The sequence below is a fragment of the Aquimarina sp. Aq107 genome (assembly GCF_943733665.1).
GTDB lineage: Bacteria > Bacteroidota > Bacteroidia > Flavobacteriales > Flavobacteriaceae > Aquimarina.
Genome location: NZ_OX030782.1, coordinates 1,659,709 through 1,685,087 on the forward strand (window position 1 = coordinate 1,659,709; position 25,379 = coordinate 1,685,087).

Annotated in this window: 21 protein-coding genes; 10 read left to right on the forward strand and 11 right to left on the reverse strand. The window is 32.4% G+C overall.

Going from position 1 to position 25,379, the window contains the following annotated elements:
• Window positions 1-35: 35 nt before the first annotated feature.
• Window positions 36-2,816 (reverse strand): putative LPS assembly protein LptD, encoded by a 2,781-nt coding sequence (locus NMK29_RS06745; protein WP_108803156.1) that lies wholly within the window; start codon window positions 2,814-2,816, stop codon window positions 36-38.
• Window positions 2,817-3,015: 199 nt separating this feature from the next.
• On the opposite strand from NMK29_RS06745, the gene NMK29_RS06750 reads away from it, so the two are divergent.
• The 9 genes from NMK29_RS06750 (at window position 3,016) to NMK29_RS06790 (ending at window position 13,566) form a co-directional block, all read left to right on the forward strand.
• Complete coding sequence (locus tag NMK29_RS06750) at window positions 3,016-4,158, forward strand: N-acetylmuramoyl-L-alanine amidase (RefSeq protein ID WP_108803157.1); 1,143 nt, start codon at window positions 3,016-3,018, stop codon at window positions 4,156-4,158.
• Between the two features lie 86 nt (window positions 4,159-4,244).
• On the forward strand, window positions 4,245-5,195 hold the full coding sequence (locus NMK29_RS06755) for an MlaD family protein (RefSeq protein WP_108803158.1): 951 nt from the start codon (window positions 4,245-4,247) through the stop codon (window positions 5,193-5,195).
• Window positions 5,196-5,207: 12 nt separating this feature from the next.
• Window positions 5,208-6,527, forward strand: a complete 1,320-nt coding sequence (locus tag NMK29_RS06760; protein WP_108803159.1) for a (Fe-S)-binding protein — start codon at window positions 5,208-5,210, stop codon at window positions 6,525-6,527.
• A 65-nt stretch (window positions 6,528-6,592) separates the two neighbouring features.
• Entirely contained in the window at window positions 6,593-7,039 is a 447-nt protein-coding gene (locus NMK29_RS06765; protein ID WP_027392709.1) for a phosphoheptose isomerase, read from the forward strand.
• 59 nt (window positions 7,040-7,098) lie between these two features.
• A complete protein-coding gene (locus tag NMK29_RS06770) occupies window positions 7,099-7,890 on the forward strand; it encodes a (Fe-S)-binding protein (protein ID WP_027392708.1) in 792 nt (263 codons plus the stop codon).
• 120 nt (window positions 7,891-8,010) lie between these two features.
• The gene (locus NMK29_RS06775) at window positions 8,011-8,496 is read left to right on the forward strand and encodes an ABC transporter ATPase (RefSeq protein WP_108803160.1); all 486 of its coding nucleotides are present in this window, start codon (window positions 8,011-8,013) and stop codon (window positions 8,494-8,496) included.
• Window positions 8,497-8,615: 119 nt separating this feature from the next.
• Window positions 8,616-11,513, forward strand: a complete 2,898-nt coding sequence (locus tag NMK29_RS06780) for a glycoside hydrolase family 3 N-terminal domain-containing protein (protein ID WP_234424256.1) — start codon at window positions 8,616-8,618, stop codon at window positions 11,511-11,513.
• Between the two features lie 24 nt (window positions 11,514-11,537).
• Window positions 11,538-12,440: an aldo/keto reductase family oxidoreductase gene (locus tag NMK29_RS06785; RefSeq protein ID WP_108803161.1), complete on the forward strand. Its 903-nt coding sequence runs from the start codon at window positions 11,538-11,540 to the stop codon at window positions 12,438-12,440.
• A 673-nt stretch (window positions 12,441-13,113) separates the two neighbouring features.
• Window positions 13,114-13,566, forward strand: a complete 453-nt coding sequence (locus NMK29_RS06790) for a hypothetical protein (RefSeq protein WP_027392705.1) — start codon at window positions 13,114-13,116, stop codon at window positions 13,564-13,566.
• 15 nt (window positions 13,567-13,581) lie between these two features.
• Here NMK29_RS06790 and NMK29_RS06795 read toward each other — a convergent pair whose 3' ends face one another.
• From NMK29_RS06795 to NMK29_RS06830, 8 genes are all read right to left on the reverse strand, one after another.
• The gene (locus NMK29_RS06795) at window positions 13,582-14,712 is read right to left on the reverse strand and encodes a type II secretion system F family protein (RefSeq protein WP_108803162.1); all 1,131 of its coding nucleotides are present in this window, start codon (window positions 14,710-14,712) and stop codon (window positions 13,582-13,584) included.
• A 2-nt stretch (window positions 14,713-14,714) separates the two neighbouring features.
• Entirely contained in the window at window positions 14,715-15,179 is a 465-nt protein-coding gene (locus tag NMK29_RS06800) for a prepilin-type N-terminal cleavage/methylation domain-containing protein (RefSeq protein ID WP_108803163.1), read from the reverse strand.
• Window positions 15,172-15,489 (reverse strand): hypothetical protein, encoded by a 318-nt coding sequence (locus NMK29_RS06805; protein ID WP_108803164.1) that lies wholly within the window; start codon window positions 15,487-15,489, stop codon window positions 15,172-15,174. The genes NMK29_RS06800 and NMK29_RS06805 overlap by 8 nt, the downstream gene beginning before the upstream one ends.
• On the reverse strand, window positions 15,477-16,748 hold the full coding sequence (locus tag NMK29_RS06810; protein ID WP_108803165.1) for a hypothetical protein: 1,272 nt from the start codon (window positions 16,746-16,748) through the stop codon (window positions 15,477-15,479). The genes NMK29_RS06805 and NMK29_RS06810 overlap by 13 nt, the downstream gene beginning before the upstream one ends.
• Window positions 16,745-17,215 (reverse strand): hypothetical protein, encoded by a 471-nt coding sequence (locus NMK29_RS06815; RefSeq protein WP_108803166.1) that lies wholly within the window; start codon window positions 17,213-17,215, stop codon window positions 16,745-16,747. Before NMK29_RS06815 ends, NMK29_RS06810 begins: the two co-directional genes overlap by 4 nt.
• Window positions 17,216-17,219: 4 nt before the next feature.
• Window positions 17,220-18,149 (reverse strand): hypothetical protein, encoded by a 930-nt coding sequence (locus NMK29_RS06820; RefSeq protein WP_159092191.1) that lies wholly within the window; start codon window positions 18,147-18,149, stop codon window positions 17,220-17,222.
• Between the two features lie 74 nt (window positions 18,150-18,223).
• Window positions 18,224-18,958, reverse strand: a complete 735-nt coding sequence (locus NMK29_RS06825; protein WP_108803168.1) for a hypothetical protein — start codon at window positions 18,956-18,958, stop codon at window positions 18,224-18,226.
• 374 nt (window positions 18,959-19,332) lie between these two features.
• A complete protein-coding gene (locus NMK29_RS06830; protein ID WP_159092192.1) occupies window positions 19,333-19,947 on the reverse strand; it encodes a hypothetical protein in 615 nt (204 codons plus the stop codon).
• A gap of 225 nt (window positions 19,948-20,172) precedes the next feature.
• On the opposite strand from NMK29_RS06830, the gene NMK29_RS06835 reads away from it, so the two are divergent.
• Entirely contained in the window at window positions 20,173-20,331 is a 159-nt protein-coding gene (locus NMK29_RS06835; RefSeq protein ID WP_159092193.1) for a hypothetical protein, read from the forward strand.
• Between the two features lie 165 nt (window positions 20,332-20,496).
• Here NMK29_RS06835 and NMK29_RS06840 read toward each other — a convergent pair whose 3' ends face one another.
• Window positions 20,497-20,973, reverse strand: coding sequence for a hypothetical protein (locus NMK29_RS06840; RefSeq protein WP_108803170.1), 477 nt, complete (start codon window positions 20,971-20,973; stop codon window positions 20,497-20,499).
• Complete coding sequence (locus NMK29_RS06845) at window positions 20,970-25,355, reverse strand: RHS repeat domain-containing protein (protein ID WP_108803171.1); 4,386 nt, start codon at window positions 25,353-25,355, stop codon at window positions 20,970-20,972. Before NMK29_RS06845 ends, NMK29_RS06840 begins: the two co-directional genes overlap by 4 nt.
• Window positions 25,356-25,379: the final 24 nt, after the last annotated feature.

Genomic DNA, 25,379 nt, shown 5'->3' on the forward strand with positions numbered 1-25,379 from the left:
TTTATAACTTAAGTATACATATTTAAGATGCTAACTTATAATTGTCTGTCCGGTTCACGTCTTTTATCATACTTAATATCACTAAGAACAGAGGATTTGATACCTATAAAGAAGTTCCATGATGTTCTTTCACTGAAAGGAATCCAATTAAAACTCAAATTCCAACTGTCTAAGTCTCTTTGGAACCTTAAATTGGTATATGTGAATCCAGGGTTTTTAAGATCATACCCAGAGGATACTCCAACGGACCATTTAGGAGCTAGTTCTACATCTCCAGAGAACATAATTGAGTGTGATGAAATTTCGTTTTGCCTAGCGTTATTACTGTAATTGACGGTATATGATAGGCGTAAGGACCAAGGGATTTTGTAATTATAATTCTTAATATCCCTTTTTTCTTTATTGTCATTAGTTGGACGATTCGACTGGTCATCTCTAAAATCTGTTCCACCACCAAATAAATTATCGGGTCGTCCACCATTTTGTAAAGTTTGATTGGACAAAGGGTCCTCATTGGACTGACCTTTTTCAAAATCTTTACTAGAAAAAGAATATCCGAAATTAGCACTGGCTCTAGTTAATCTAAATAGACTACCTCCATTATCAATATTCCAAACATCAATTTTACGATTATTATTATCTAATGCATAAGGATCTAACTCTGCACTAAAGTTAATATCTAGTTTGTTCTCTATTATAGGAATATTTCCTGTAATAGATAGTGGACTCAATTGTAGAGAATCACCAGCAATATTATATGCGGTTCTAAAATTTAAGTTATTTAATAAGACCACCTTTCGGGGTTCTAAATCAGTGGTATCCTTACTCTTTACCTTTGCTTCAAGGTTATTGCTCAAAGAAAAGCCGATACTACTAGAAAAAGTATTACTTGGGGCACCGAAGAACCCACCTTCAAATCTAGAATATTCAACAACTTCCGTTTCGTCGATATCTAATGTGTTTGGATCATCGGTTATTGTATATTCATCATAGAATTGGTCAAAAGCCGGATTGATACTATAACTAATCGATGGTCTCATCGTATGACGTATTGCCTGGATTTTTTTATCTTTCTTAAAGTTAAAAGTTCCGTATATAGTAGTTCCTAAACTTGTTGAAAAGTTATAAGTTCGATACGCATCGAAACCAGCAATTGTATCCCTAACAACTTCTCCCGCGCCGTCGTTAGCATCTGGATCATAACTCTGATCAATAGTTTCAAAAACCCAATTTTCCTGAAAACTTGTACCCATAGTGGCACTTAAGTACTTAAAGATTTTAAAGTTCGTGCTAATAGGAATTGAATGCTGCATACCAATTCTGGCGTCATTGAACATGTCTCCTGTAAAAAGATCATCATCAGTAGTAGTAATTCTGTTTTCTCCTCTAAAGTTGTACTGCGTATTAATATTCTGTATGATTCCTTTTTTTACACCTACTTTTGGAGCAAAAGGAAATATCCTAGAAACACTAGCATTTACATTAGGAAGCGATAGATTTACTTCTTGTGTATTGGTATTAGAGTTATGATTTGCAGCAACATTTAGGTTTACTTGCGGATCTCCTTGAAAAGTTTTCGAATAAGAAATTGAAGAACTAAGTTGATTATTTAAGAAGTTACCCGTATTAAGTTGATTTGTTGATTGCTGGAAAAAATCACTACTACCAAAATTCACAGAAGCAGAAAATCTAGAATTGGGATTCGCTTTTGCATCCTGAGAATGAGTCCATTGTATATTGTAAGTAGTTCTCTGAGCAAAATCAGGAAACCCTCTTTCACTAGTTAAGTTATTTTCAAATCTAAAACGGAGATTCCCTCTATATCTGTATCTTACGGCATATGCAGATTCAGTAAGTAGCGTATAACTACCATTGGTATAGTAATCTCCTGTAATTGTTAAATCGGCATAATCACTTACAGCAAAATAATAACCACCATTTTGTAAAAAATATCCTCTATTATTTTCTTCTCCATAACTAGGGATAATAAAACCAGAGGTTCTTTTATCTTGTAAAGGAAAATAACCAAAAGGTAATCCAAGAGGAGTTGGTACATCTGCGATAAACATATTTACCAAACCAGTAACAATTTTTTTCTTAGGTACTAGTTTTATTCTACGAGCATAAAAATAATAATCAGCATTATCTACATCTTCGGCAGTTGTAAATTTTACATTACTCATATAGATAACAGAGTCATTTACCCTTTTAGAGACTTCTCCTTTAACATTCATTTCCCCTTGTTTCGTTCGGGAATTATATATTAAAGCTTTTTCAGTGTCAAAATTAAATCTAATAGAATCTGGTTCTACTACATTTTGAGCCTGTTTAAAAACAGGTGTTTGAGTATAATCTCCTACAGAATCTTTAATACCGTAAGCGTACACCTCATTTTTTGCATTGTCTACGATGATAAGTCCTGCATTTATTTGCATTTCACCATATATAATTTCAGCTTCATTATAGAGATACATTTTGTTTTCTCTACGGCTTAGTCTCATATAATCTTTAGACTTGTATTTGACTTTATCGGTTAATAATTGTGGTGGAGCAACTGCGGTATCCTTCTTTGTTGTGTCTTGATCTTTTTCGTTTTCTAGTAACTCAGTTTTAGAATCTGAACCTTTTTTGGGTAAAGAAATAGAATCCTTTTGCGCAGTAATAGGTTTTTTGGTCGTTTTATCGAACTCTTGTGCAGTTGTATAACAAATACAAAATAGTGAAAAACTTAGTGAATAAAGTATGTTACGTACCGTTGTTTGCAATGGTTTATATCCTATTTTTGTAAAACTATGGCTTAGTTTTTGAAGTGCCAAAATTACATATATTTTTTATGTAGAGATTGTAATTGGTAAAAAAATAAATATTTATATCAAATACTTTGCTCTAACGTTATTTTTAAATGAAACCTGTATTCTAATTTCTAAGGTCATAACCATATGATTTTAGAATTATTATACTAAATACGGAAACAATTTGGTAATGTTTCAAGCTAAGTGATAATTTTGCATAATTATGAAAAAGAAAATAATATACAGTTCACTTTTAATTGTATCGGTTTTTATCCTATCAGCATTTACGTTATCTGTTGTGAGTGAGAATGATAAAGAGAAATTTGTGGTGGTTTTAGATGCTGGGCATGGTGGGCATGACCCTGGAAATAGAGGAAATGGTTATAAAGAAAAAGATATTGCTCTTAAAGTAGTTTTAGCAGTTGGTGCGGCCTTAGAGAAAGATGATCGTTTTAAAGTTGTATATACCAGAAGTACGGATAAATTTATAGAATTACACGAAAGAGGGAAAATAGCAAATAAAGCTAAAGCGGATTTATTTGTGTCCGTACACTGTAATTCTCACCGTTCGCAAGCATATGGTACAGAGACTTTTGTACTAGGGTTGCACGCAAATGATGAAAATTTTAATGTAGCTAAAAATGAAAATTCAGTTATTCTATTAGAAGATAATTATGAAGCAAACTATGATGGATTTGACCCAAATTCTCCAGAATCAATAATAGGATTAACGTTAATGCAAGAAGAATATCTAGATCAAAGTCTTACTTTGGCTAGTTTCGTTCAGAATGGATTTAATAAAAGCTTAAAACGAAAAAGTAGAGGAGTAAAACAAGCCGGTTTCGTTGTTTTACACCAAACCTATATGCCTAGTGTATTAATAGAACTAGGGTTTCTTACCAATAATAAAGAAGGTAAATATCTTAATTCTAAAAAAGGTCAGGATGAGATGGCAAAATCTATTATTTCTTCTATTGTAGATTATAAAGAGAGTCTTGATGCAATATATTATGTTCCCGATGCTCCTGAACCAGAAGTTCCAGAAGTTGTAAATAACGACTCCATAACGGAGGTTGTCGGACAAAAAATGTATGATGGAATAACGTTTAAGGTACAAATCGCAGCAGGATCTAATGATATAGAACTTGAGCCCAAAAATTTTAATGGATTAGATCAGTTGTCGAAGATTCAGTTTGAAGGGCTGTATAAGTATTATTTTGGAAGTACTTCTAATTATAATTTAATCAAGGAGTTGAGAGATGTGGCCGTTGATAAAGGATATGCTTCATGTTTTGTTGTAGCATTTAAGGATAATGAATTAATTCCTCTTACAGAAGCTTTAAAAACTGATGCTACATCGAACTAATCTAAATAAATACTAATAAATCGTTCGTTAATAATCTTTGGAAGTATATTTTTTATTCTAAATTTGTGTCCTAAACATATGCTATTTTGAAATTTACTCGCGAAGTTAAAACAGGAATTTTAGCACTGTCTGCTATAGCACTTTTAATTTTTGGTTATAGTTTTTTAAAAGGTAAGAACCTTTTAGAAAGCGACCGAACTTTTTATGCTGTGTATGATAACGTAGAAGGTTTGATACCTTCATCACCAGTTACTATAAATGGTTTGGTAGTAGGAAAGGTAGTTTCGATCAAGTTTGCTGATTCTAAAGGAAACCTTGTAGTGGAATTTAATGTTAGTAGTGATTTTACTTTTTCTAAAAACAGCGAAGCCATGGTATATGGTGGAGATTTGATTGGAGGAAAGTCATTAGCAATTAATCCAATATATGAAGCTGGTTTAGAAGCAAAGGATAAAGACACATTGCCTGGGAGAGTTAAAGCTGGATTATTAGAATTAGTAAATGAGCAATTAACACCGCTACAGTTAAAATTAGAATCGGCTATTAAAGATGCTGACACCTTATTGACTTCTGTAAATGGAATTTTATCTGTTGATAACAAAAATAATTTAAATTCTATTTTTGCAGATCTTAGTGTAACCGTTCGAAACTTTAAAGGCGCATCGGGATCTTTAAATAATATTTTATCAGGTAATGAAAAAAAGTTAAATACTACACTTTCTAACCTTGACGAAATGTCCACGAATCTTAATCAGTTTTCGGATTCATTATCAAAGGTTAATATCGGTAAACTAGTAAAAGATTTAGATGGAGTTTTAGCTAATTTCGAAAAAATCTCTAATGATTTAGAAGTAGGAAAAGGAACCGCAGGTAAATTATTAAAAGATGATAAGCTTTATAATAATCTAGAGGATGCTAGTAAAGAATTAGAATTATTACTTCAGGATCTTAGATTAAACCCTACTAGATATGTAAATATTTCGGTTTTTGGTAAAAAGAACAAACCATACGTAAAGCCTACAGATTCAATAAACTAACTACTTCAAATGATGCAATATATTCCTAATATCATATTTGTAATTGCTTTAATAGCAGGAATTGGATATTTCACAAAAAACATTCGTAAAGTCATTCGAAATATTCGATTGGGTAAAGATGTAGATCGAACGGATAATAAAAAAGAACGTTTTAATAATATGATGATGATTGCTTTTGGGCAATCAAAAATGGTAAGAAGACCTATTGCAGGGATATTACACGTGGTAGTATATATAGGTTTTGTTATTATTAATATCGAAGTATTAGAGATCATTATTGATGGTATTTTAGGGACACATAGAATTTTTGCATTTTTAGGAGGGTTATATGCTTTCTTAATTGGTTCTTTTGAAATTCTTGCGCTTTTAGTTTTGGTAAGCGTGTTTATCTTTTGGATAAGAAGAAATGTAGTTAATATTAGGCGTTTTAAAACTTTAAAAGGTTGGCCTAAAAATGATGGTAATATTATTCTTTATTTTGAGGTGGTGTTGATGACATTATTCCTTACTATGAACGCAGCTGACTTACAATTACAAACATTAGGAGCTGAGCACTATGTAAAAGCGGGTTCATACCCTGTAAGTCAGTTCATAACTCCTTTGTTTAATGGAATGTCCGAAGGAACACTAATTCTTCTTGAGCGTGGCGCTTGGTGGATGCATATTATTGGAATTTTAATATTCTTGAATTACTTATATTTTTCAAAACATTTACATATCCTACTAGCTTTTCCAAATACCTATTATGGAGACTTAAGGCCTAAAGGACAGATGGATAACCTAGAATCTGTTACTAAGGAAGTAATGTTAATGATGGATCCTAATGCTGATCCATTTGCTGCACCAGCAGAAGACGAAACCGAAGGAGAGCCGGAAAAGTTTGGGGCTTCTGACGTAACTGATTTAAACTGGGTACAATTGCTTAATTCATATACTTGTACGGAGTGTGGGCGTTGTACTAGTGAATGTCCTGCAAACCAGACAGGCAAGAAGTTATCTCCTAGAAAGATAATGATGGATACCAGAGATCGTCTTCAGGAAGTTGGAGATAATATAGATAAGAATGGTAGTTTCGTAGATGATGGAAAGCAATTATTAAACGATTATATAACGCAAGAAGAATTATGGGCTTGTACAAGTTGTAATGCTTGCGTAGAAGCTTGTCCTGTTAGTATAAGTCCGTTGTCTATTATTTTAGATATGAGAAGATATTTAGTAATGGAGCAAAGTGCTGCACCAACAGATCTAAATAATATGATGTCTAACATTGAGAATAACGGAGCTCCTTGGCCATTTAACCAGATGGACAGACTAAACTGGAATAAAGAATAAAATTTGATAATATTAACCATAACTATTAACCATAAACTTTTAAAAATTAAGAGAATTTAGAAATTATGAAGAAGGAAGAAGTAGAGAAATTATTGCATGATAAGGTAGAAGAAGGGGAACACATTAGTCCAGTATTACCAGAAGGTATTAAGAATTATCTTATTGATATTGATGGTACTATTACAGAAGATGTTCCTAATGAAGAGCCAGAAAGAATGGTTACTTGTGAACCATTTCCAGATGCTTTAGTTACATTAAATAAATGGTACGATGAAGGACATATTATATGCTTCTTTACATCAAGAACTGAAGAACATAGAGAAGTTACTGAAACATGGTTAAAAACCCATGGATTCAATTATCATAGTCTTTTAATGGGGAAACCAAGAGGAGGGAACTATCATTGGATAGATAATCACTTGGTAAAAGCAACTCGTTATACTGGTAAATTTACAGAATTGGTAGAAAGAGTTGTTACTATCGAAGTTTTTGATGACGGTAAACATGATTAAATAAGTTTTTGTTTGAGATTTTTTCTAACAAAAACTAAGGATATAAATAGTATAAACATATGAGTGAAGCAATAAAGGTGCCTACAATGGCAGAGTATATGGCTGAAGGTAAAATGCCGGAAATTTTATTTTGGGTTGGATGTGCTGGAAGTTTTGATGATAGAGCTAAGAAAATCACAAAAGCCTTTGTGAAACTTCTTCATAGTTCTAAAGTAGACTTTGCTGTATTAGGAACCGAAGAAAGTTGTACAGGAGATCCAGCTAAAAGATCTGGGAATGAATTTTTGTTTCAGATGCAAGCAGTTACCAATATTGAGGTAATGAATGCATACGAAATTAAAAAAGTTGTTACAGCTTGTCCTCATTGTTTCAATACGTTAAAAAATGAATATCCTGCTTTGGGAGGGAATTATGAAGTAATGCACCATACACAATTCCTTAAATCACTTTTAGATGAAGGAAGATTAACAGTAGAAGGAGGTAAGTTTAAAGGAAAGAGAATTACTTTTCATGATCCTTGTTATTTAGGTAGAGCCAATAATGTATATGAGGCACCAAGAGATCTTCTTAGAAAATTAGAAGTAGAACTTACAGAAATGAAACGTAGCAAACGTAATGGATTATGTTGCGGAGCTGGAGGAGCACAGATGTTTAAAGAACCTGAGCCAGGTAATAAAGATGTAAATATTGAGCGAACAGAAGATGCTCTGGAAACAAAGCCAGATATTATAGCAGCAGGTTGTCCTTTTTGTAATACAATGATGACCGATGGTGTAAAAAATAAGGAAAAAGAAGATAGTATTGATGTTATGGATGTTGCAGAATTGATTGCAAATGCTCAAGATTTGTAAAAAAGATTTTAAAGATTAAGTAGAATAATAAAAGAGTTGATATGTTTGTTCATATTAACTCTTTTTTGTTGCAACAATTAGGAATACTTTTTGTTATTTTAGGAAATAAAAAGAAAGAGGATGTTAGTAGATTTTAAAGAACTCCCGGATACAGCAAGAATTTGGATTTATCAAGCCAATAGATCTTTTACTTCAGAGGAGTTAGATGAGATAAAAAATAAACTAGAAGCTTTTATAACACAATGGACTGCACATGGAGCAGATCTAAAAGCAGGGTATGATATCAAGTATAAAAGATTTATAACAATTGCATTAGATCAAGGTATGAATCAAGCTACTGGCTGTTCTATAGATGCTTCTGTCCATTTTATACAGCAGTTAGAAACAGATTATAAGGTTGATTTGATGGACAAAATGAATGTTTCGTATAAACAGGGAGAGTTTGTCGCGTATAAAACACTTACAGATTTTAGAAAAATGGCCAAGAACAGATCTGTTTCTCCGAACACGATAGTGTTTAACAATTTGGTCACTAATATTGCTGAGTATAAAACTGATTGGGAAGTTCCTGCTAAGGATAGTTGGCATAACCGTTTTTTAAATTAGTTTTTGTGCGATATATTTTTTCTAAATACTTTTCTTATATAATTTTTATTGCTACGATATCAGTTTTTTCACAAGAATCTGATACTCTAAATATAGAAGATTCCATTAGTGTAAGTCCGGTGGATTCTCTTGTAGTACAGTTAGTCGAAAATAAAACACCATTAAGTCCGCTTATTGTTAAGGATGAGTATGATATCCAAAGATTATGGGTAGATAGTATCTATAATAAAATGACTTTAAAGGAAAAAGTCGGACAGTTATTTATGGTGGATGTTTTTTCTTCTAAACCTAAAAAGGAAACGGATAAAATAAAAAAACTTATAGAAGAATATCATATAGGAGGAATTATTTTTTCTAAGGGAGGACCGCAACGTCAGGCAAAGCTTAATAACGAATATCAAGAAATTTCCAAAATACCGTTGTTAATTGGTATGGATGCAGAATGGGGATTAGCTATGCGATTAGATTCTACGAAAGCATTTCCTTGGAATATGACGCTAGGAGCTATTCAGAATAATGACCTAATAGAAGAAACGGGACGACAAATAGCAAAACATTGTAAACGACTAGGTGTACATATTAATTTCGCTCCAGTTGTGGATATGAATACGAACCCCAAAAATCCAATTATAGGAAATCGTTCTTTTGGAGAAGATAAAGATAATGTTACGGAAAAGGCATTAGCTTTTATGAAAGGAATGCAGAAAGAAGGTGTTTTAGCAAGTGCGAAACATTTTCCAGGACATGGTGATACAGATAGTGATTCTCATAAAACCTTGCCTACCATTAATTTTGATCAAAAGAGAATTGATAGTATAGAGTTATATCCTTATCGTAGGTTAATAGCTGACGGGTTATCCAGTGTAATGGTCGCTCACCTAAATATTCCAAGTTTAGAGGCTCGATCGGGATATCCTTCTTCTATTTCTAAAAATGTTGTCACTAATATATTACAAGATAGTTTAGGTTTTGAAGGGTTGGTTATTACTGATGCTTTAAACATGAAAGGTGCATCAGATTTTAAAGCTCCTGGAGACATTGATCTTGCAGCATTAAAAGCGGGTAATGATATTCTTTTAATTTCAGAAGATGTTCCCTTAGCATCCCAGAAAATTGTTTCTGCTTATTACTCCGGTGAGATCACAGAACAACGTTTAGCACATTCGGTTAAAAAAATATTATTCGCTAAATATAAAGCAGGTCTTCATAAATATGAACCTGTAAAGACAGAATATCTTTTTGAAGAGCTTAATAGTACTGCTAATGAAGTGTTACATCATAAACTAGTAGAAAATTCACTTACGTTAGTTAAAAATGATAGAGCAATTCTACCTGTTAAAAACTTAGATCTTAAAAAAGTAGCTTATGTGTCATTGGGAGATGATTCTGGAGAAGTGTTTTTAGAAGAACTAAATAAATATACGAAGGTGGATTGGGTAAAAGGAAACCAACTTCCTGAAATATTAGATCAATTAAGGAACTATAATTATGTAATCGTAGGATTGCATAAATCAAATGACAATCCTTGGAAAGATTATAAGTTTAAGGATAAAGAATTAGTTTGGTTATATGAGATAGCTAGACTTAATAATACAGTTTTAAGTGTTTTTTCTAGACCTTATGCTATGCTGGATCTTCAAACGACTACCAATTTCGAGGGAATCTTAATGGCTTATCAAAACAGTCCTGTTGCGCAGCAAAAAGCTGCTCAATTATTATTTGGTGCTATTGAGGCAAAAGGAAAACTTCCGGTAAGCCTAGGAGTTGATTTTCCTTTAGGAACAGGTCAAGAAACAAGATCTTTAAAACGATTAGCTTATGGAATACCAGAAACAGTTGGTATGAATTCTCATAAACTAGAAAGGATTGATTCTATTGTTAATATAGCAATAAGAGAAAATATGACTCCTGGCCTACAATTAATTGTAGCAAGAAAAGGGAAAGTAGTCTACAATAAGAATTATGGATATCACACCTATGCTAAATCAAGGAAAGTAAAAGGTTCTGATATTTATGATCTAGCATCGTTGACAAAAATTCTTTCAACTTTGCCTTTAACTATGGAGCTAAAAGATAAAGGGATTTTATCATTAGATACTCGAGTAGGAGAGATGTTACCATCATTTAAGGAATCTAACAAGAAAGATATTACAATTAGATCTATGCTCTCTCATTATGCTCGATTAAGAGCTTGGATTCCATTTTATTTAAAGACTTTAGATACTGTAACATCTAGGCCAGATAAAAAATATTATAGAACTAAACGTACTGATGATTTCAATATTAGGGTAACGGGCAATTTATATCTGCGAAGTGATATGAAAGATTCGTTGATGTTACGAATTAAGGATAGTGAATTAAGAAGTAGACTTAGTTATAAATACAGTGATTTACCTTATTATTTGATGAAATCTTTTATCGAAGGGCATTATGGGAATGATTTAGATGCATTGACCCAGCAGCATATTTACAAAGCCATGGGAGCGAGCAATATGGGGTATTTGCCTTTAAATAAATTTGATAAGAAACGTATTGTGCCTACAGAAAATGATCAGGCCTATAGGAAGGAGATAATTCATGGATATGTTCATGATCAAGGTGCAGCTATGTTTGGAGGTATTGGCGGGCATGCAGGTTTATTTGCTAATGCAAATGATGTTGCTAAGATGATGCAGATGTATCTTAATGGAGGATATTATGGAGGTAAACAATTTATAAGTAGTCAAACAATTGATGAATTTAATACGTGTACATATTGCAATAAGAGGGTTAGAAGAGGAGTAGGTTTTGATAAACCTCAACTTGGAGATGTTGGACCTACCTGTGGTTGTATATCTATGAATAGCTATGGGCATAGTGGTTTTACGGGAACATTTACTTGGGCAGATCCTGATGAAGAGATTATTTATGTTTTCTTAAGTAATCGGACGTTTCCCGATTCTGCGAATCGAAAATTGATTTCTAATGATATTCGATCAGAGATTCAGAGATTAATATATGAAGCAATAAATTACTAATATTGGTTTAAAAATTTAAATTAAATGAATATCAAAATATCAGAAAAGGGACCTTTGTTTTCTAGAATAGTTGCTGGATGTATGAATTGGGGCGAATGGGGTGCAAATCTAACAACTGATGAGTCACAGAAATTAATTGAAGACTGTTTAGAGATTGGAGTAACGACGTTTGATCATGCTGATATTTATGGACATTATACAACAGAATCATTGTTTGGTAATGCTATAAAAGGTAAGAGTTCATTAAGAGAACAAATGCAATTGGTTACCAAGTGTGGCATTCGATTAATAACTCCTAATCGACCGGATAATCAAATTAAATCTTATAAAACTACCAAAAAGTATATTATAGAATCTGTAGAGCAATCACTAGTGAATTTACAAACAGATTTTATCGATATGCTATTAATTCATAGACCTAGTCCGTTAATGAATCCTTTGGAGATTGCAGAAGCTTTTGAAACCTTAAAATCTAGTGGTAAAGTGTTGCATTTCGGAGTTTCTAATTTTACTCCTTCTCAATTTGATATGTTGAATGATGTTTTTCCTCTACAAACCAATCAAATAGAAATTTCACCATTACGATTAACACCATTTATTGATGGTTCTTTAGATCAGTGCATAAAACATGCTATCAAACCTATGGCTTATTCTACTCTTGCTGGAGGAAAGTTTTTTTCAAAGCAACCAAATGAAAAAGTTGTTAGAATTAACGAAGTAATAAATCCTTTAATCCAAAAATATGAAGTTCCTGCTGATCAAATATTAACCGCTTGGTTACTAAAACATCCTTCTGGAATATTACCGATAATGGGTTCTACAAAAATTACTCGTATTCAATCTGCAGTAAATTCTTTATCCATCGAAATTACAGATGAAGAGTGGTTTAGAGTATGGGAGGCTTCTACGGGAACAGAAGTTGCATAATTTTTTATTTAAATATTCTAATAGTATATATCTCTAAGTGTCAAATAAACAAAAGATTAGTCTTAGTTATAGTATTTGTTTTTCGATTCTAGTTAAGTTTTCTTTCAAAAAAAATAAAAAAATACAAGAAAGTGGGGTAACATATTTCCTTCTAATGACACTTATGTATAGTGAAAGTTTGGTTTATTAAATAAGGTAGGCACTTAATTAAACAAACAATTACTGAGAAATCAATGGCTACGGTTTCATAGGGGTATGTGTACCGTAGTCAGATTTTGTAAATTTAAAAACATAAAAGCTACTTCATAAGAGGTGGCTTTTTATATATATATTAGAATCTATTCTATCTTCCAACTATGCTCCAAATGCTTTATTGTATTTAAAAACTTCGCAATTAGATTTTAGTGCATAGCTAAAGTTTAATAATGTTAGTAAAGTTATTGTTTTCTAATCTTTTTATATTCTTTGGTTCTTTATAAATTGTGAATAACTATGCACGCATTGTTAATAAATTATTGCTAAACTGTTTTTGTATTAAATTTTTATGTACATTTAGCAGGCTTAACGATTGGACCCTAATATGATTTATTTCACATAATAATTAGAAATTGGTCATAATGTATAAAGAAAACATATCAAATCACGCGAATATTAAAACTCATTACCCCCTATAATGAACAACTACAAACTCACTATTATCGGATTTGCAATATCCGCATTCCTGTATTTTTCATCGATTTTTTTAGAACTTGATCTTTTCGAACTGGTATTAGCTTTTTTAGCGAGTATTGAGAAATTTAATTTTGGCGAATTTATTCTACCACTTATCATATTTTCAATCTTTTTAATTTTTGATATGCGTAGGCGTGTTAAGAAAATTAAATTAGAAAATGCAAAATTAAAGATTTACAAAGCTATGTTGTCTTCTAGTCATCATATCCTAAATAATTTTATTTATCAGATGGATATCTTTAAAATTACGGCAGAGGATACACCTGGTTTTGATGCAAGAACATTGGCTTATTATGAAGATATTATAAGTAATACCTCTAGTCAGATTCATTCACTTAGTAATCTCTCTAGTATTGATGAGTATTCTATCAGAACTTCGGTAATGACTGGATAATTTATGATATGTTATTTACCCAATAACACTACTTAATCTAAACATTGGTAAATACATTGCTATAAGTATAACTCCAACAATAATACCAACAAGAATTGTAAGTAAAGGGTTAAGCACATTGGATATAACTTGTGATTGATGTTTTACCTGTTGATTGTATTGCTCATTAAGCTTTTGGAATATAAATTCTGTTTGATTGGTCTCTTCTGCTACTCGAATCATTGCTATTAATTTTTTATCAAAAATAGAGCTTTTTGCAAATGAAGTACTTAATTTATCTCCAGCAATAACGGCTTCGTTAGTTTTTTGTAAACCTTGCTGAAGTGGATAAAAATTAATCATATTTTTTACCAAGTCGATACTATCTACCATAGGAACTTTAGCATACGTTAATAAAGAAAGTGCCTGCGTAAACTGCGCCATGTAAATTCTTCTAAAATAATTACCAAGAATCGGAATTTTAAGTTGAAAATTACCTAAAAATTTTCGGTACCATTCTTTTTTAGATATAAAAGAAATCCCTATTATCAATACAATAAAACATCCTAAAATAAGAAAGCCATGTTCTCCTGTGAAATTAGAAAAGCTAATAATGGCTTCAGTAATATCTGGAAGATCTACTTTATTTTGCTTAAATATATCCACAAACATGGGCACTACATACCGTAGCATAAAAAAGATAACAATTAGAGCAGTGAGTAATACTATAATAGGATATGTAAGTGCAGAAATAATTTCTCGTTTTAGATCATTTTTTCTTTTATAAAATTCACTGAGTTCTAGTGTGATCTGGGCTAATTGACCCGTTTGTTCACCAATTCTGACTGCATAATACTCGTAATCAGTAAAATTTTTATCTGCTTTTAGAATTTCAGAAAAAGGATTACCATCGATTAATTTTAATAACATGCTGTTCATTAACTTTTGATCTTTTTCTTTTTTCTGTGTTTCGGATAACAGTTCTAAGCCGCTTTTTAAATCAATTCCAGATTTTAATAAAACACTAAGTTCCGCATACCACTGTTCCTTTTTTTTGCTATTAAAAGCATTTCCGAACAAGGTGATTTCTTTTGTTAATATTTCTGAAATATCAAAAGAAGTATTCTCCTTCTTTGCCTTTTTAGTATTTTCAATTTTGATTCCCATATTCAGAAATAGATTGTCGGATCATTATGTTTATAAACAAAAATACGATGTAAATCGGTAGTGTTATCAAAGGTGAGTTTGATAGCATCAATAGTTCCAGAGGTTACTTCTTTACCTTGGAAATAATATTTTATAGCTTTGGTTTTTAATATAAATGAATTAATACTAGTAGAGATACTATCAGAATTGAAATTATAGATTTTTTCTTCATTCGGAGAAGAGCACAGTAAAGTATTGTCTTTTGGGTTCCACTGTAGTTTTGGATATCTATTAAAATCTATCGTCAAAGCAGCCTCTAAAGATTGTATTTGAGATTGGTGATTATAATTAGCCTCGATACCTCTCATGTTTTTTTGGACAATACCAAGAATTGTAAATGCTAAACCAACAACTATAGCAGAAATTACTATTACCACCATCATCTCGGTCAGCGTAAACGCTTTTATTTTATGAGAAACATTATTCATGTATACTTAGTTGTTTTTCATGACTGATATCACCATTGTTATACATAATGATATTGCGGTCGTTTTTAGTAATGATTTCAATTTCCCAAGAATCAAAATCTTCAGCATATGGTATCTTCAGCTTAGCATGAATTACAAGATATTCTAGCTCTTTTACTCTGTTTTCTATTGCACCTTGATCTCTTTTGATATGATTTGTAAAAATGTTATTAAAACTTAAGCTGGCGATCATAAATACGATTATGATCAGTACCGAAGCTGTTAGCGTTTCGATTAATGTAGCAGCACGTATTTTTTTTAATATAACCATGTCGCTATATTTTTTTTTACATTCTTAAAAGGTAATCCTGCATATTTAGGAATAGGGTTCACAAGGATTTTACCATTATACAAATGATTCAGATATACGGACCCTGATTGATTAGCAATGAATTGTTGTGTATATAATGAACCTTTTATAGTTCCCATAAATTCAATATTCCCTTGGCAATATATTTCTCCAATGATCTCTGTTCCAATTGCTATGTTTAAGTTCGTTTTTATACGGTTTTTAGTAGCTGACTCGTTTTTTAAATACACTACAGAACCTTGGATAACAGTATTTTTATCTATGCTAAAATCTGGATTTCTGTTTTGTGATGTATTTCCTGTATTTGATCTAGATATATTTTTTTTATCTAAAAGTGTAGCAGACGAAGGGTAGGAGAGGTAACAGTTTTTTCCAATTTCAATTTTTTTGCTAGCAATAAGCTGAAATCTACCCTTTACATAATCTTCAACAATTATTATTGGTGCAATAACCACCACATCGGTTAATTGAGAAGCAGAAGTAATTGTAATTTTTGATGATGATTGTATAACAACGTTCCCAGATATTTTTTCGTTCCCAAGAACTATTGATTCATTTGTATAGATAATTTTTGCGGTATCATAAAATGAGTTTTTTACCTCTTTAGCAATAGGAATTGTACGTGCTTCATCAATATAACCTCCTTTAATAATAGATTCTATATAGGAAATCCATTGATTATCTAATTCAGGAATTGTTGCCTTACTTTCTATAACACTACCATAGTATAGACTGCTACCTTGATAATAATTACCTGATATATTACCAGCTTTAATGCCTTGTTCCGGAAGATAGCTGTTGCCTTCTAGTCTTGTATTACCTACAACCACCAAAGGAGCATTTTTATTAGCAAGATATAAATTTGGTGTTTTTAGAGCTAAAGCAGCTCCAGTAAAAGCGATTTTACGGATCTTACTTTCCTTTACAGCAACTTCCGAAAATATTTTTGTCCACGCACCATGATAATTGGTAGCTAGTTTTATGGTTTTTGTGTCTATCGAACTATTAGTAGTATCTTTTGATGTTGTAGTAGCTAGTAAGGATCCGAATATTTGATTATTTGCTATATCAGAAGCCTCTATTATTTCTTTAGATTTAATTCTAAAAAACGACTGAACATGAGTAAGTAATAAGAAAGTGCTGAGTAGTATCGCAATAATAACTGAGATTAGCAATGCAAACTGCATGGCTTGTGCTTTTATTTTATATACTATCTTCAATTCAAAATCTGAAATTGCTTAGTACTGCCTTTATATTTTAGCTTTATTGCGCTAGAAGAACCTTTTACAAGTTGCACCTCGGAAAAAGAATCTTTGATTTTCATTAATTGATCAGTTCCGTTAATTTCTACTAAAAATATTGCTGAAGAATTATTTTGAGCAGAAACCAAGCCTTTATAACGAATCGAAGGCCAAATCGTTTCTTGTTTTTTACTTTTTGTTTTTCCTTTTTTAGGAGTCGTTTTTTTAGGACGATATATAGTTCCTAAAAACGGATCTCTATCCACATCACTAATAGAGAATTTTTCTCGTTCCTTAGTTTTTATTGTAGCAAAAGAAACATTAGTAATAGTAGATACCACAGGATCTTCATCAGAAAAGGCATCTACCACCTGAAAAATAATAGCACCCCAAATAAAGACTACTAATGGTAATAATATATATAATCCTTTTTTTCCTTTTAACATCGTATTAATTTATGGTAAAACTAAAGGTGTCGCTAGCTTCACTTTGATTACCAGCTTCATCAAAAGCTTTTATAAACCAATAATAAGTTTCTCCAGTATCTAAAGTAATATCTGCAGGAGAAGTTACACGGTCTTTTGTAACTAGATCTGTTAATTGATCATTACGATAAACATATATACTGTCAAATTCGGTACTTCCTTCTACAGCTTCTCTAGTCCAAGAAAAAGAAACCATGGTATCCGTTAGTATTGCTTGATTTGCAGGTGTAGTGGCAATTGGTTTCAGCGGATTCATACTATCTACAGTAAGAGTCCTACTAAAATACAAGGTATTTTGCGTATCATTCTCCGCACGAACTCGCCAAGTAGTTACACCTTCAGGAAATGTGAGTTGGATAGAATTATTTGTGCTAGTATTTTCATCAATAACTTGATCACTTTCGTCTAATAATTGAATTCTATAAGCAGTAGCGTCAGTAACAGATTGCCATTGTAATGTAACAGCTGTATTATTAACAATCGTATTGTCTTCTGGGGATGATAACAGTACTTCTCTAGCAGAAAAATCCTCACTTTCGATAATACTAAAACTAGCTGTAGTATATATAGTTTCCGATCCAGAGTTCTGAGCTCGTACCCTCCATTGATAATCATTTTTTACTAATGTTGTACTAAAGTTCGTAAGTGTAACGGTAGTGTCTTCTACAATTTGTGAAGCATTTTCGAAGGTAGGCCTTGCTATCTGAAGTCTGTAGGACGTAGCTTGATCGACAGCATTCCAACTAAAAGATATAGATGTGTTTTCTACTTGTGATCCATCAGAAGGAGCAATGATAGTGACAAGGTCATCCGTAATGTCTTCTTCAAACAGAATTTCTTCGCAACTAAATAAGGTAAGTAGGAAGATGGTTATATATAAGAATTGTTTTTTCATAGGAATCATTTCTTGCTTGTTTTCTTAAGTCGTGTTAAGAAAATGCAACTTCAACTAATATTCTGTAGTTGCTTTTATAATTTTAAATAATTTATTTTTTCTTTTGCTTTTTCAGCATTTTTATAAGTGTCTTTTGGGCAATTATCATTTTCATCGACGATGTCAAAAAGAGAAACTCTTCTTTTATCATTTTCTCCCCAACAGAAATAAGATAATCGATAGCCGAATATCGTGGTATCCGAAAAATCTATGGTTTTATGGCTTTTTCCATCTGTTACTAGTGATAATTCATATTGCTTGTAATTTTTATTTACTAAAAATACAGCCTCTGCGGATTGAATTTCTTTAATAATTTGTGGAGATACCGACATCGAAACAGAAGATATCATTTCTGCATCCTGTTGTCGTTTTAGATATTCAATGGTTTGCTGATTGTATCCTTGTTCTAATTCTGAAATAATCGATACCCAATCAATCAATTCTATTTTTAGAAATTGTGGTTTGGTATCTACAGAATCTATATAGGTAATTTGTTGCGGATTATTAGGGGATGAATTTTTATATGCTTTAAATGTAGTTTTATCAAAAGTAGTTGGAGTAATCCCCACACGAATTCCTTTTTTATAGGTTGGTATGGTAGTTACCTGAAAATCGGTATTGAGCATATGATTTTCGTGTATACCGATAACCCCTAAAGCTACAGGAGTTGTAGTTGCTGTATGCATTGCTGATTTGTTGACCGATATACTACGACAGCCAAGGAAACTTGCAAAGCTACATACTACTAAAAAATATTTTTTAAACTGCATAAATTATGTTTTGTATCTACCACAAAATGAGCCGCCAAAGATAATAGAAGCCAGCAAATTATACTAATGAGCTGCTGATTATTATGACTGTTATGCACTTACTTATGGTTTCTTATACTATAGTGTCGGTTAGAAGAGATTTGTTACCATGATTTTGGTAATTTTTTTTGGTTGGGTGTCAAGAGTCAGGTGTCGGATGTTTGATGTCGGGTGTTTGATGTAGGGTGTTTGATGTCGGGTGTTTGATGTAGGGTGTTTGATGTCGGGTGTTTGATGTCAAATGTCAGATATCGGGTGTTTGATGACTGAGGTCGGGTTTTCGTTGTCAGGTACTCTAGGTCCGAGGCACGCGTTTTCTAACCTTTAGCTTCGCTTCAATTACAATCATTGTTATAATACTCAACCACTTCTCTGATATGTCTTTTTTTAAACTCTTTAGTTTGTATTTTTTCTACTAACGAAGCACAATCTTCAAAATAGGCAGATGCCGCTTTTTTAAAGTTCTTACTGAATAGTTGATTAGACCCTAAATGGGTAACTTCTTCTTCATTACCTCTCTGTACATAATAGTTATTAATCGAATAATAATTACCCGCGCCAAAACCTACACCCGCACCGCCAAAACCACCTGTACCCATATTTGCATTTGCAACGTACCCTTCGCTATGTATTCTGTAGAGCGTAACTTTCCCTTTTTCTATAAGTTGTAAAACTTTTGAGAATTCGCTGTCTTTTACAGGTCGATATACATATGTATTTATTTCGCCACCTTCATAGATTTTTACTTTTTCTAGTTCTTCAAAACTGTATTTTATAGCCTTTTCTTTTCTAGCTTTTCTGAATTTTACTTTACCAAAACTTTTTATTTTTCCTAATCCTTCTAAAACTGTTCCGTCCTTAAAAGTAAGAATTGCTTTGGTTTTTTGTGCTTGCAACTGTACCGTAGAAAAAGCAAGTAGTAGGAAGAGTAGGTGAGCGGTATATTTCATTTTTATGTTTTCGTTTTTTGTTATATACATAAGTGTCATAATGTGGTAGAATGTTACCGTATGTTTTCGGTTTTTTTAACAGACGATACTTATTGATGGACAGCAATTGTTTTAATGAATGTAAAGATATAACTAGGAAAAGCTTACTGATTAGATGATGTATAAAGCTGGTTGGGCTAATTATTTTTAGTACATTTAGAAGGATTCAATATATACATAAGAACGATGAAAAAAGTAAAAAGTATTACGACATATAAGAAATACCAAATAAAAATTGATACTACAAGAAAAATAATAGGAGGAACTGCTACTGATGATCTTGCCAAATGGAGAAAAAATATCGAAGATGGTATGATCGATCGTAGATCAACTATAGGTGGCTAGATTTATTTATTCTTTCTTTCTACTTATTAGTTCGAAATAAAAAGTTGCTTTACGATATGGAACACAACAGCTATAAATTATCAAGCTTATAGCTGTTGTGTTATCGCTTACTCATACGCTTCCAATCTTTACCGCCACTAGTTACAAACTAGCGGTAGCGGGGGTTTAATCTCTTAAATACCATCTATCAATAATTTTTTTGAAATTATTGAGGTTCTTATTTCTAAAAAAAGTTTTAGGATCATTTATTCTAACCAAATTATAATGTTCAAAATTATCAGGATTTATAAAAACATTTTGTTCATAATCGACCTTCAAATATGGAACATTTATTTTAATAAATTCCGAAACCATCGTTTTTAAAAACTGTTGTTCTTTTGGATTTCCTTTAATAGTTTCAACAGAAACAATATTCTCACTTTTTTTGTCCACTATGATAGTAGAATTGTAAACTAAACTATTTTTCTCGAAAATGAGCAAGATTATGTTACCATCTTTATCAAGCCCTCTATTTCGAAATTCGAGCCCAGTGAAAATTTCAAAATTAAATGAATCATAATTTAATACTAATTTTTTATACCTAGGAGTATTGCAACTCATTAATACAAAAAGTGTAATAATTGTTAAACTGATTTTTTTCATAATCTATCTAATATGGTTCCACGATAATCATAACTTCCATCTACATTTTTATAATGCCAACCTTGTGATCTAGCATAATAAAACCCTTGTTTAATAGATAATTGATCATCCATAGAATCAAGCTGAGGAGAATATCCGTTCAAAGCATTTTTAACCCAACCAAAACTGTTAGCATGAGCTCCTAACAGAGGTATTGCAACAAATTGGATTTGTAAAGTAGCAGCAGAAGCTCCTAATAAAAAATTTCCAAAGTTATGATTATTAAAACCAGTATCGTCAAAAACATAAATAGTTCCATAGGTATTAGTACCAGGCCAAGCATCTGCTAATCCATTTTTAGATTTTATTGCATAATCTAATTCTCCCTTGCCAACACCTTCTTGAAGCATATAGCTAATAACATTATTTCTATTATCTTTATCAAAAGCACCACCATTAATTAACAAATTCCTAACATCTTCTTTATTAACAACAACTAATTTATCATAGACACCATCAAGAATATTTTTTACGTCGTTTTCCGTATCTGAGAATTCAAAATTTGTCCAACCATTTTCATCACTTCCGTATTGACCTCTAGTACCAAAAAGAAGGTTGTGCCACCATACATCACTATCAACACCTATGTAATTTCCATCAGAGTCAAACCTAATATTTTTAGCCCCATCAGGATCAATACCAATAACAGGGTTATTTCCCATTGCCATATATGGTGAATGATATTGCCCCGCTGGATCAGTAGTCAACCAACGTCCAATCCTTGCATCCCAAAGCCTTAACTCAAACGCTTCCTTCCCTGTTTCAGGATCTACTTCTTGTCCTTGGTATGCGTAGCGATACCCTTCGGCTCCGCTCAGGGTACGATTGGGCATTGGCATACCAAAGGGATAGTAATCGGTAGCACTTACGGCCATTGCAGTACCAGTTTCTTGATCTCTGGTTACCACTGCACGCACATTACCCAAATGATCTGTTAGTTGGTATAAACTCTTTCCTCCACCAAATAATCCTCTTTTATAAACGCCTAATCTATTTGCTCCATAGATCGTATGTTCCGCAATTGAGGCTGTAGATCCTCCTCCAGGAACATTGGCATTAAATTTGTTATATATAGCCATGGCAGTACCTGCAGCATCTCTTACGTAAAAAGTTGTTGTTGTAGCGCTACTATTTGGATTATAGGATTCCTTACGTACCCTATGATTTTTATCATTGTAAAAGAACTTCACCAAGGTTTGATTATCTTTTCTAACCTCAGTCACCAATCCACTGGCGTTATAAAGATACTCAATATTTTCTTCATTGTTCTTTACCAGTTGCCCTATTTCATTATACTCATAGTTATTTCCATCTTGATCTTCGATATCATCTGCATCGGATACTGCACCTACGGTATCATCTACCCGCAGCAATTGATTGGGTTTGTTTGTTTTGTATGCATACGATAGTTTATCCATGGCATTACTTCCATTAGCATTGTCCTTATTACGATTCAATGATTGTATGTTTCCATTAGCATCGTAGGTAATGTTAGATACATTATAATCTCCATCACCCAATACTGTCCCATCAGTTATAATCTTAGCACTAAAAGTACGACCGGTCGTTGCGGTGATACTAAAACCGTTTTCTAAGGTAATAGATCGTCTAGCTTCTGCATCTGTAGTGCTACTAACAGGTTGGTTTAATGGATCTAAATCCAAAGGGATACTAGGGTCTGCTTCATTAACCGGTTGGTTAAAACTAGCTCCTGTTAACCAATTGTTTTTGTTGTATGTATAATAGTAACTATTAGGAGTATTGGTTATATCTGGTCTATTAGTGTTCCAAGTAATTGATTTTATATTTCCATTATATTGATTGATCCCTGCACTTGTACGAGCCACAGATCTTGGAGTGTTAGTACGAGTATAGTCGTTATCATAATAATGTAGGTTCATCCCAAAAAGATCATCAATATCTTGTGCTGGGTTATTAGTATCATCAAGCGTAGGGTCATTTATACTTTTTAAAGCACCATTTAGGGCGTAGACATAGTCTATTTTTTGTAATCCTTCGGCCAGATTTAACGTTTTTAATGCACCGGTTTCATTATACTCATAGGTAGCATGTTCCGTATAAGGACCATTAATGTTAGTAGCTGTTTCTACTTTGGTAAGACTATAATCATTTGTATCATAAGTGTATTTATGTATAAATAAATCCGATGTACTGTGTTTTTGATACACTACTCTGTTTACTTGACTTGTAATTGGATCATATTCATAATCGATCGTTTTATCTCCTAAATCCGCAATATTTTGTACAATCCATTGCACTCTACCATAGATATCATAACTATAATAGGTAGTGGTATTTTCGTTTTCGGTTTTTGCCACATTACCTGATAAGAATGATGGATTGGCGTAGCTGCTGTGGACACCTGATAGATAGTTTTTATCAGATTGTATTAATGCATCGTAGATGGTAAGGTGTTGTTCTTTTCTAGTTCCAGAAGGTAAAGCCGTATCTGGATTTGCCGTGGTAAAATTACCATTGACTAAAACACCACTTTCTGTAGGCCTTCCTAGTTGATCATAATTGGTATATGAGAATTCACCAGCTGCCAATTGTTTACTATTTTGAGAGTAGCGAATTTGTCCATCGCTACGGTATTTAAACCAAGCTTCACCTTCATCAGGACTTTTGGTATAGGTTAATTGTCCTAATGCATTATACTCAAAGGTACTTTCTAATTGTACTAAAGGTTGTTTGCTACTTAGTAAACGTCCTGCTTTATCGTATTCATTTAAGCTATAATCATAATAGTTTTCTGGATAATTAACAGAAATACTATTGGCAATATAATCGTCTGTATCTGTAATTGCAATTCTATAAAATCCATTCGATAAGCTACCTATGTTGGTAGTAACGATTTCTTCTGTGATTAGATCATACACCGTAATACCAGGATTACTGGATAATGAGATTCCACTTCTACCAACAGGAATATGAATATCTACAAATCCTTGTTCACTGATTTTTACTGAGGATGTTCTAGAGTTAGCAATACCACCTTCTTCATTACCACTTCTAGCGGCTGCTAATGTTCTACCATCTGTATCCGTAAAGACTACAGCTTCGATACCGTGTATATCTCTAGATACGGTTTTTATGATTTTATAGTCATCATATTTAGAATCCCCAAAAGCTCCGAGCTTTGATAATTCTTGTCCTGCGGGCATAGAAAATACATGGCCCTGTTTCCATTGATCGTCCATTTTGTTACCACCAATAGTTTTTAAAGCAGTTCCAGGATTTAAATCACTATAAATAGTTCTAGAATAAGGTCTATTTGTAATGTCTTGATATGGGTCACTATTGTTATTTTCACTATAGTACCATCCTAATGTATTTGCTCCATCCGTAACAGGAGTAGGATTTTCTAGATCAGTATTTTCATAATCACTGATATTAAAATCAGCGTTACCTGATTTTTTAATAAACCCATCTTTATAAGTAAAACTTGGATTACCTCCAATTGGAGCACTTAGTGTGCTTAATGCTGGTCTTCCTTGACTATCATAACGTATTTCTGATGCCCAGGTTTTTTTAGCCTTTGTATCAAAAGTTTGAGATTGTGTTCCTTTACCCAAATCATCATAATAACTTACGCTAGCTCCTATGAAATTACCTACTACATTTTCAGTAATTCCATAACTATTTACAGATACCCAATTTTTATCTGTATCAGTAACAGAAAAAGGTCCATAGCTTTCATCAGTGATTTCAAAACCACTTTGCGCATAGGACATGGACAAAATACCTGGATTAACTCCAACTTCTATTAGATTGTAACTTTGTATTCCTGCACGATTCCAAGATAAATTAGCATCAGTAACCGTAGCGATCACCTGATTGTTAAAGAGGAAACGTAATTGTGTACTACTTAATTTTTCAATACGTATACGATCCGTAGTTTGCAGTATGACATCTTCTAATTTCCCCAGTTCTGTTCCATCTGGTTTTTTAGCGGTTATTGTGTATCGATTTCCTACTAAATCATTCCTAGAATTATGTACAATAGTAATGGTATATCCATTGCTACCGTTTAAACTCGTTGAGACAGTTTGTGATAAGAATATGGATGCTGAAGAGAATTTTGTTTCTACAAAACCACCTAGATTATTACCATCAACCTTGAAATTAGTAATTTCAAAATGCCCGGTAGTTTGTTCTTGGGATAATACTTCGTGTGATAATAGGTTTCCGTTTCCTGATACTGTATTAGAATTGATGATATCAAAACCAGTATTCTGATACCAGTTTAAATCTTGAGCTGTTCCCCAAAAAGATAAAACTAGTACTAAAAAACAAGTGCTATATGTTTTAAAATTTTTCATTCTTTATTTTCTTTTAAACTGGTT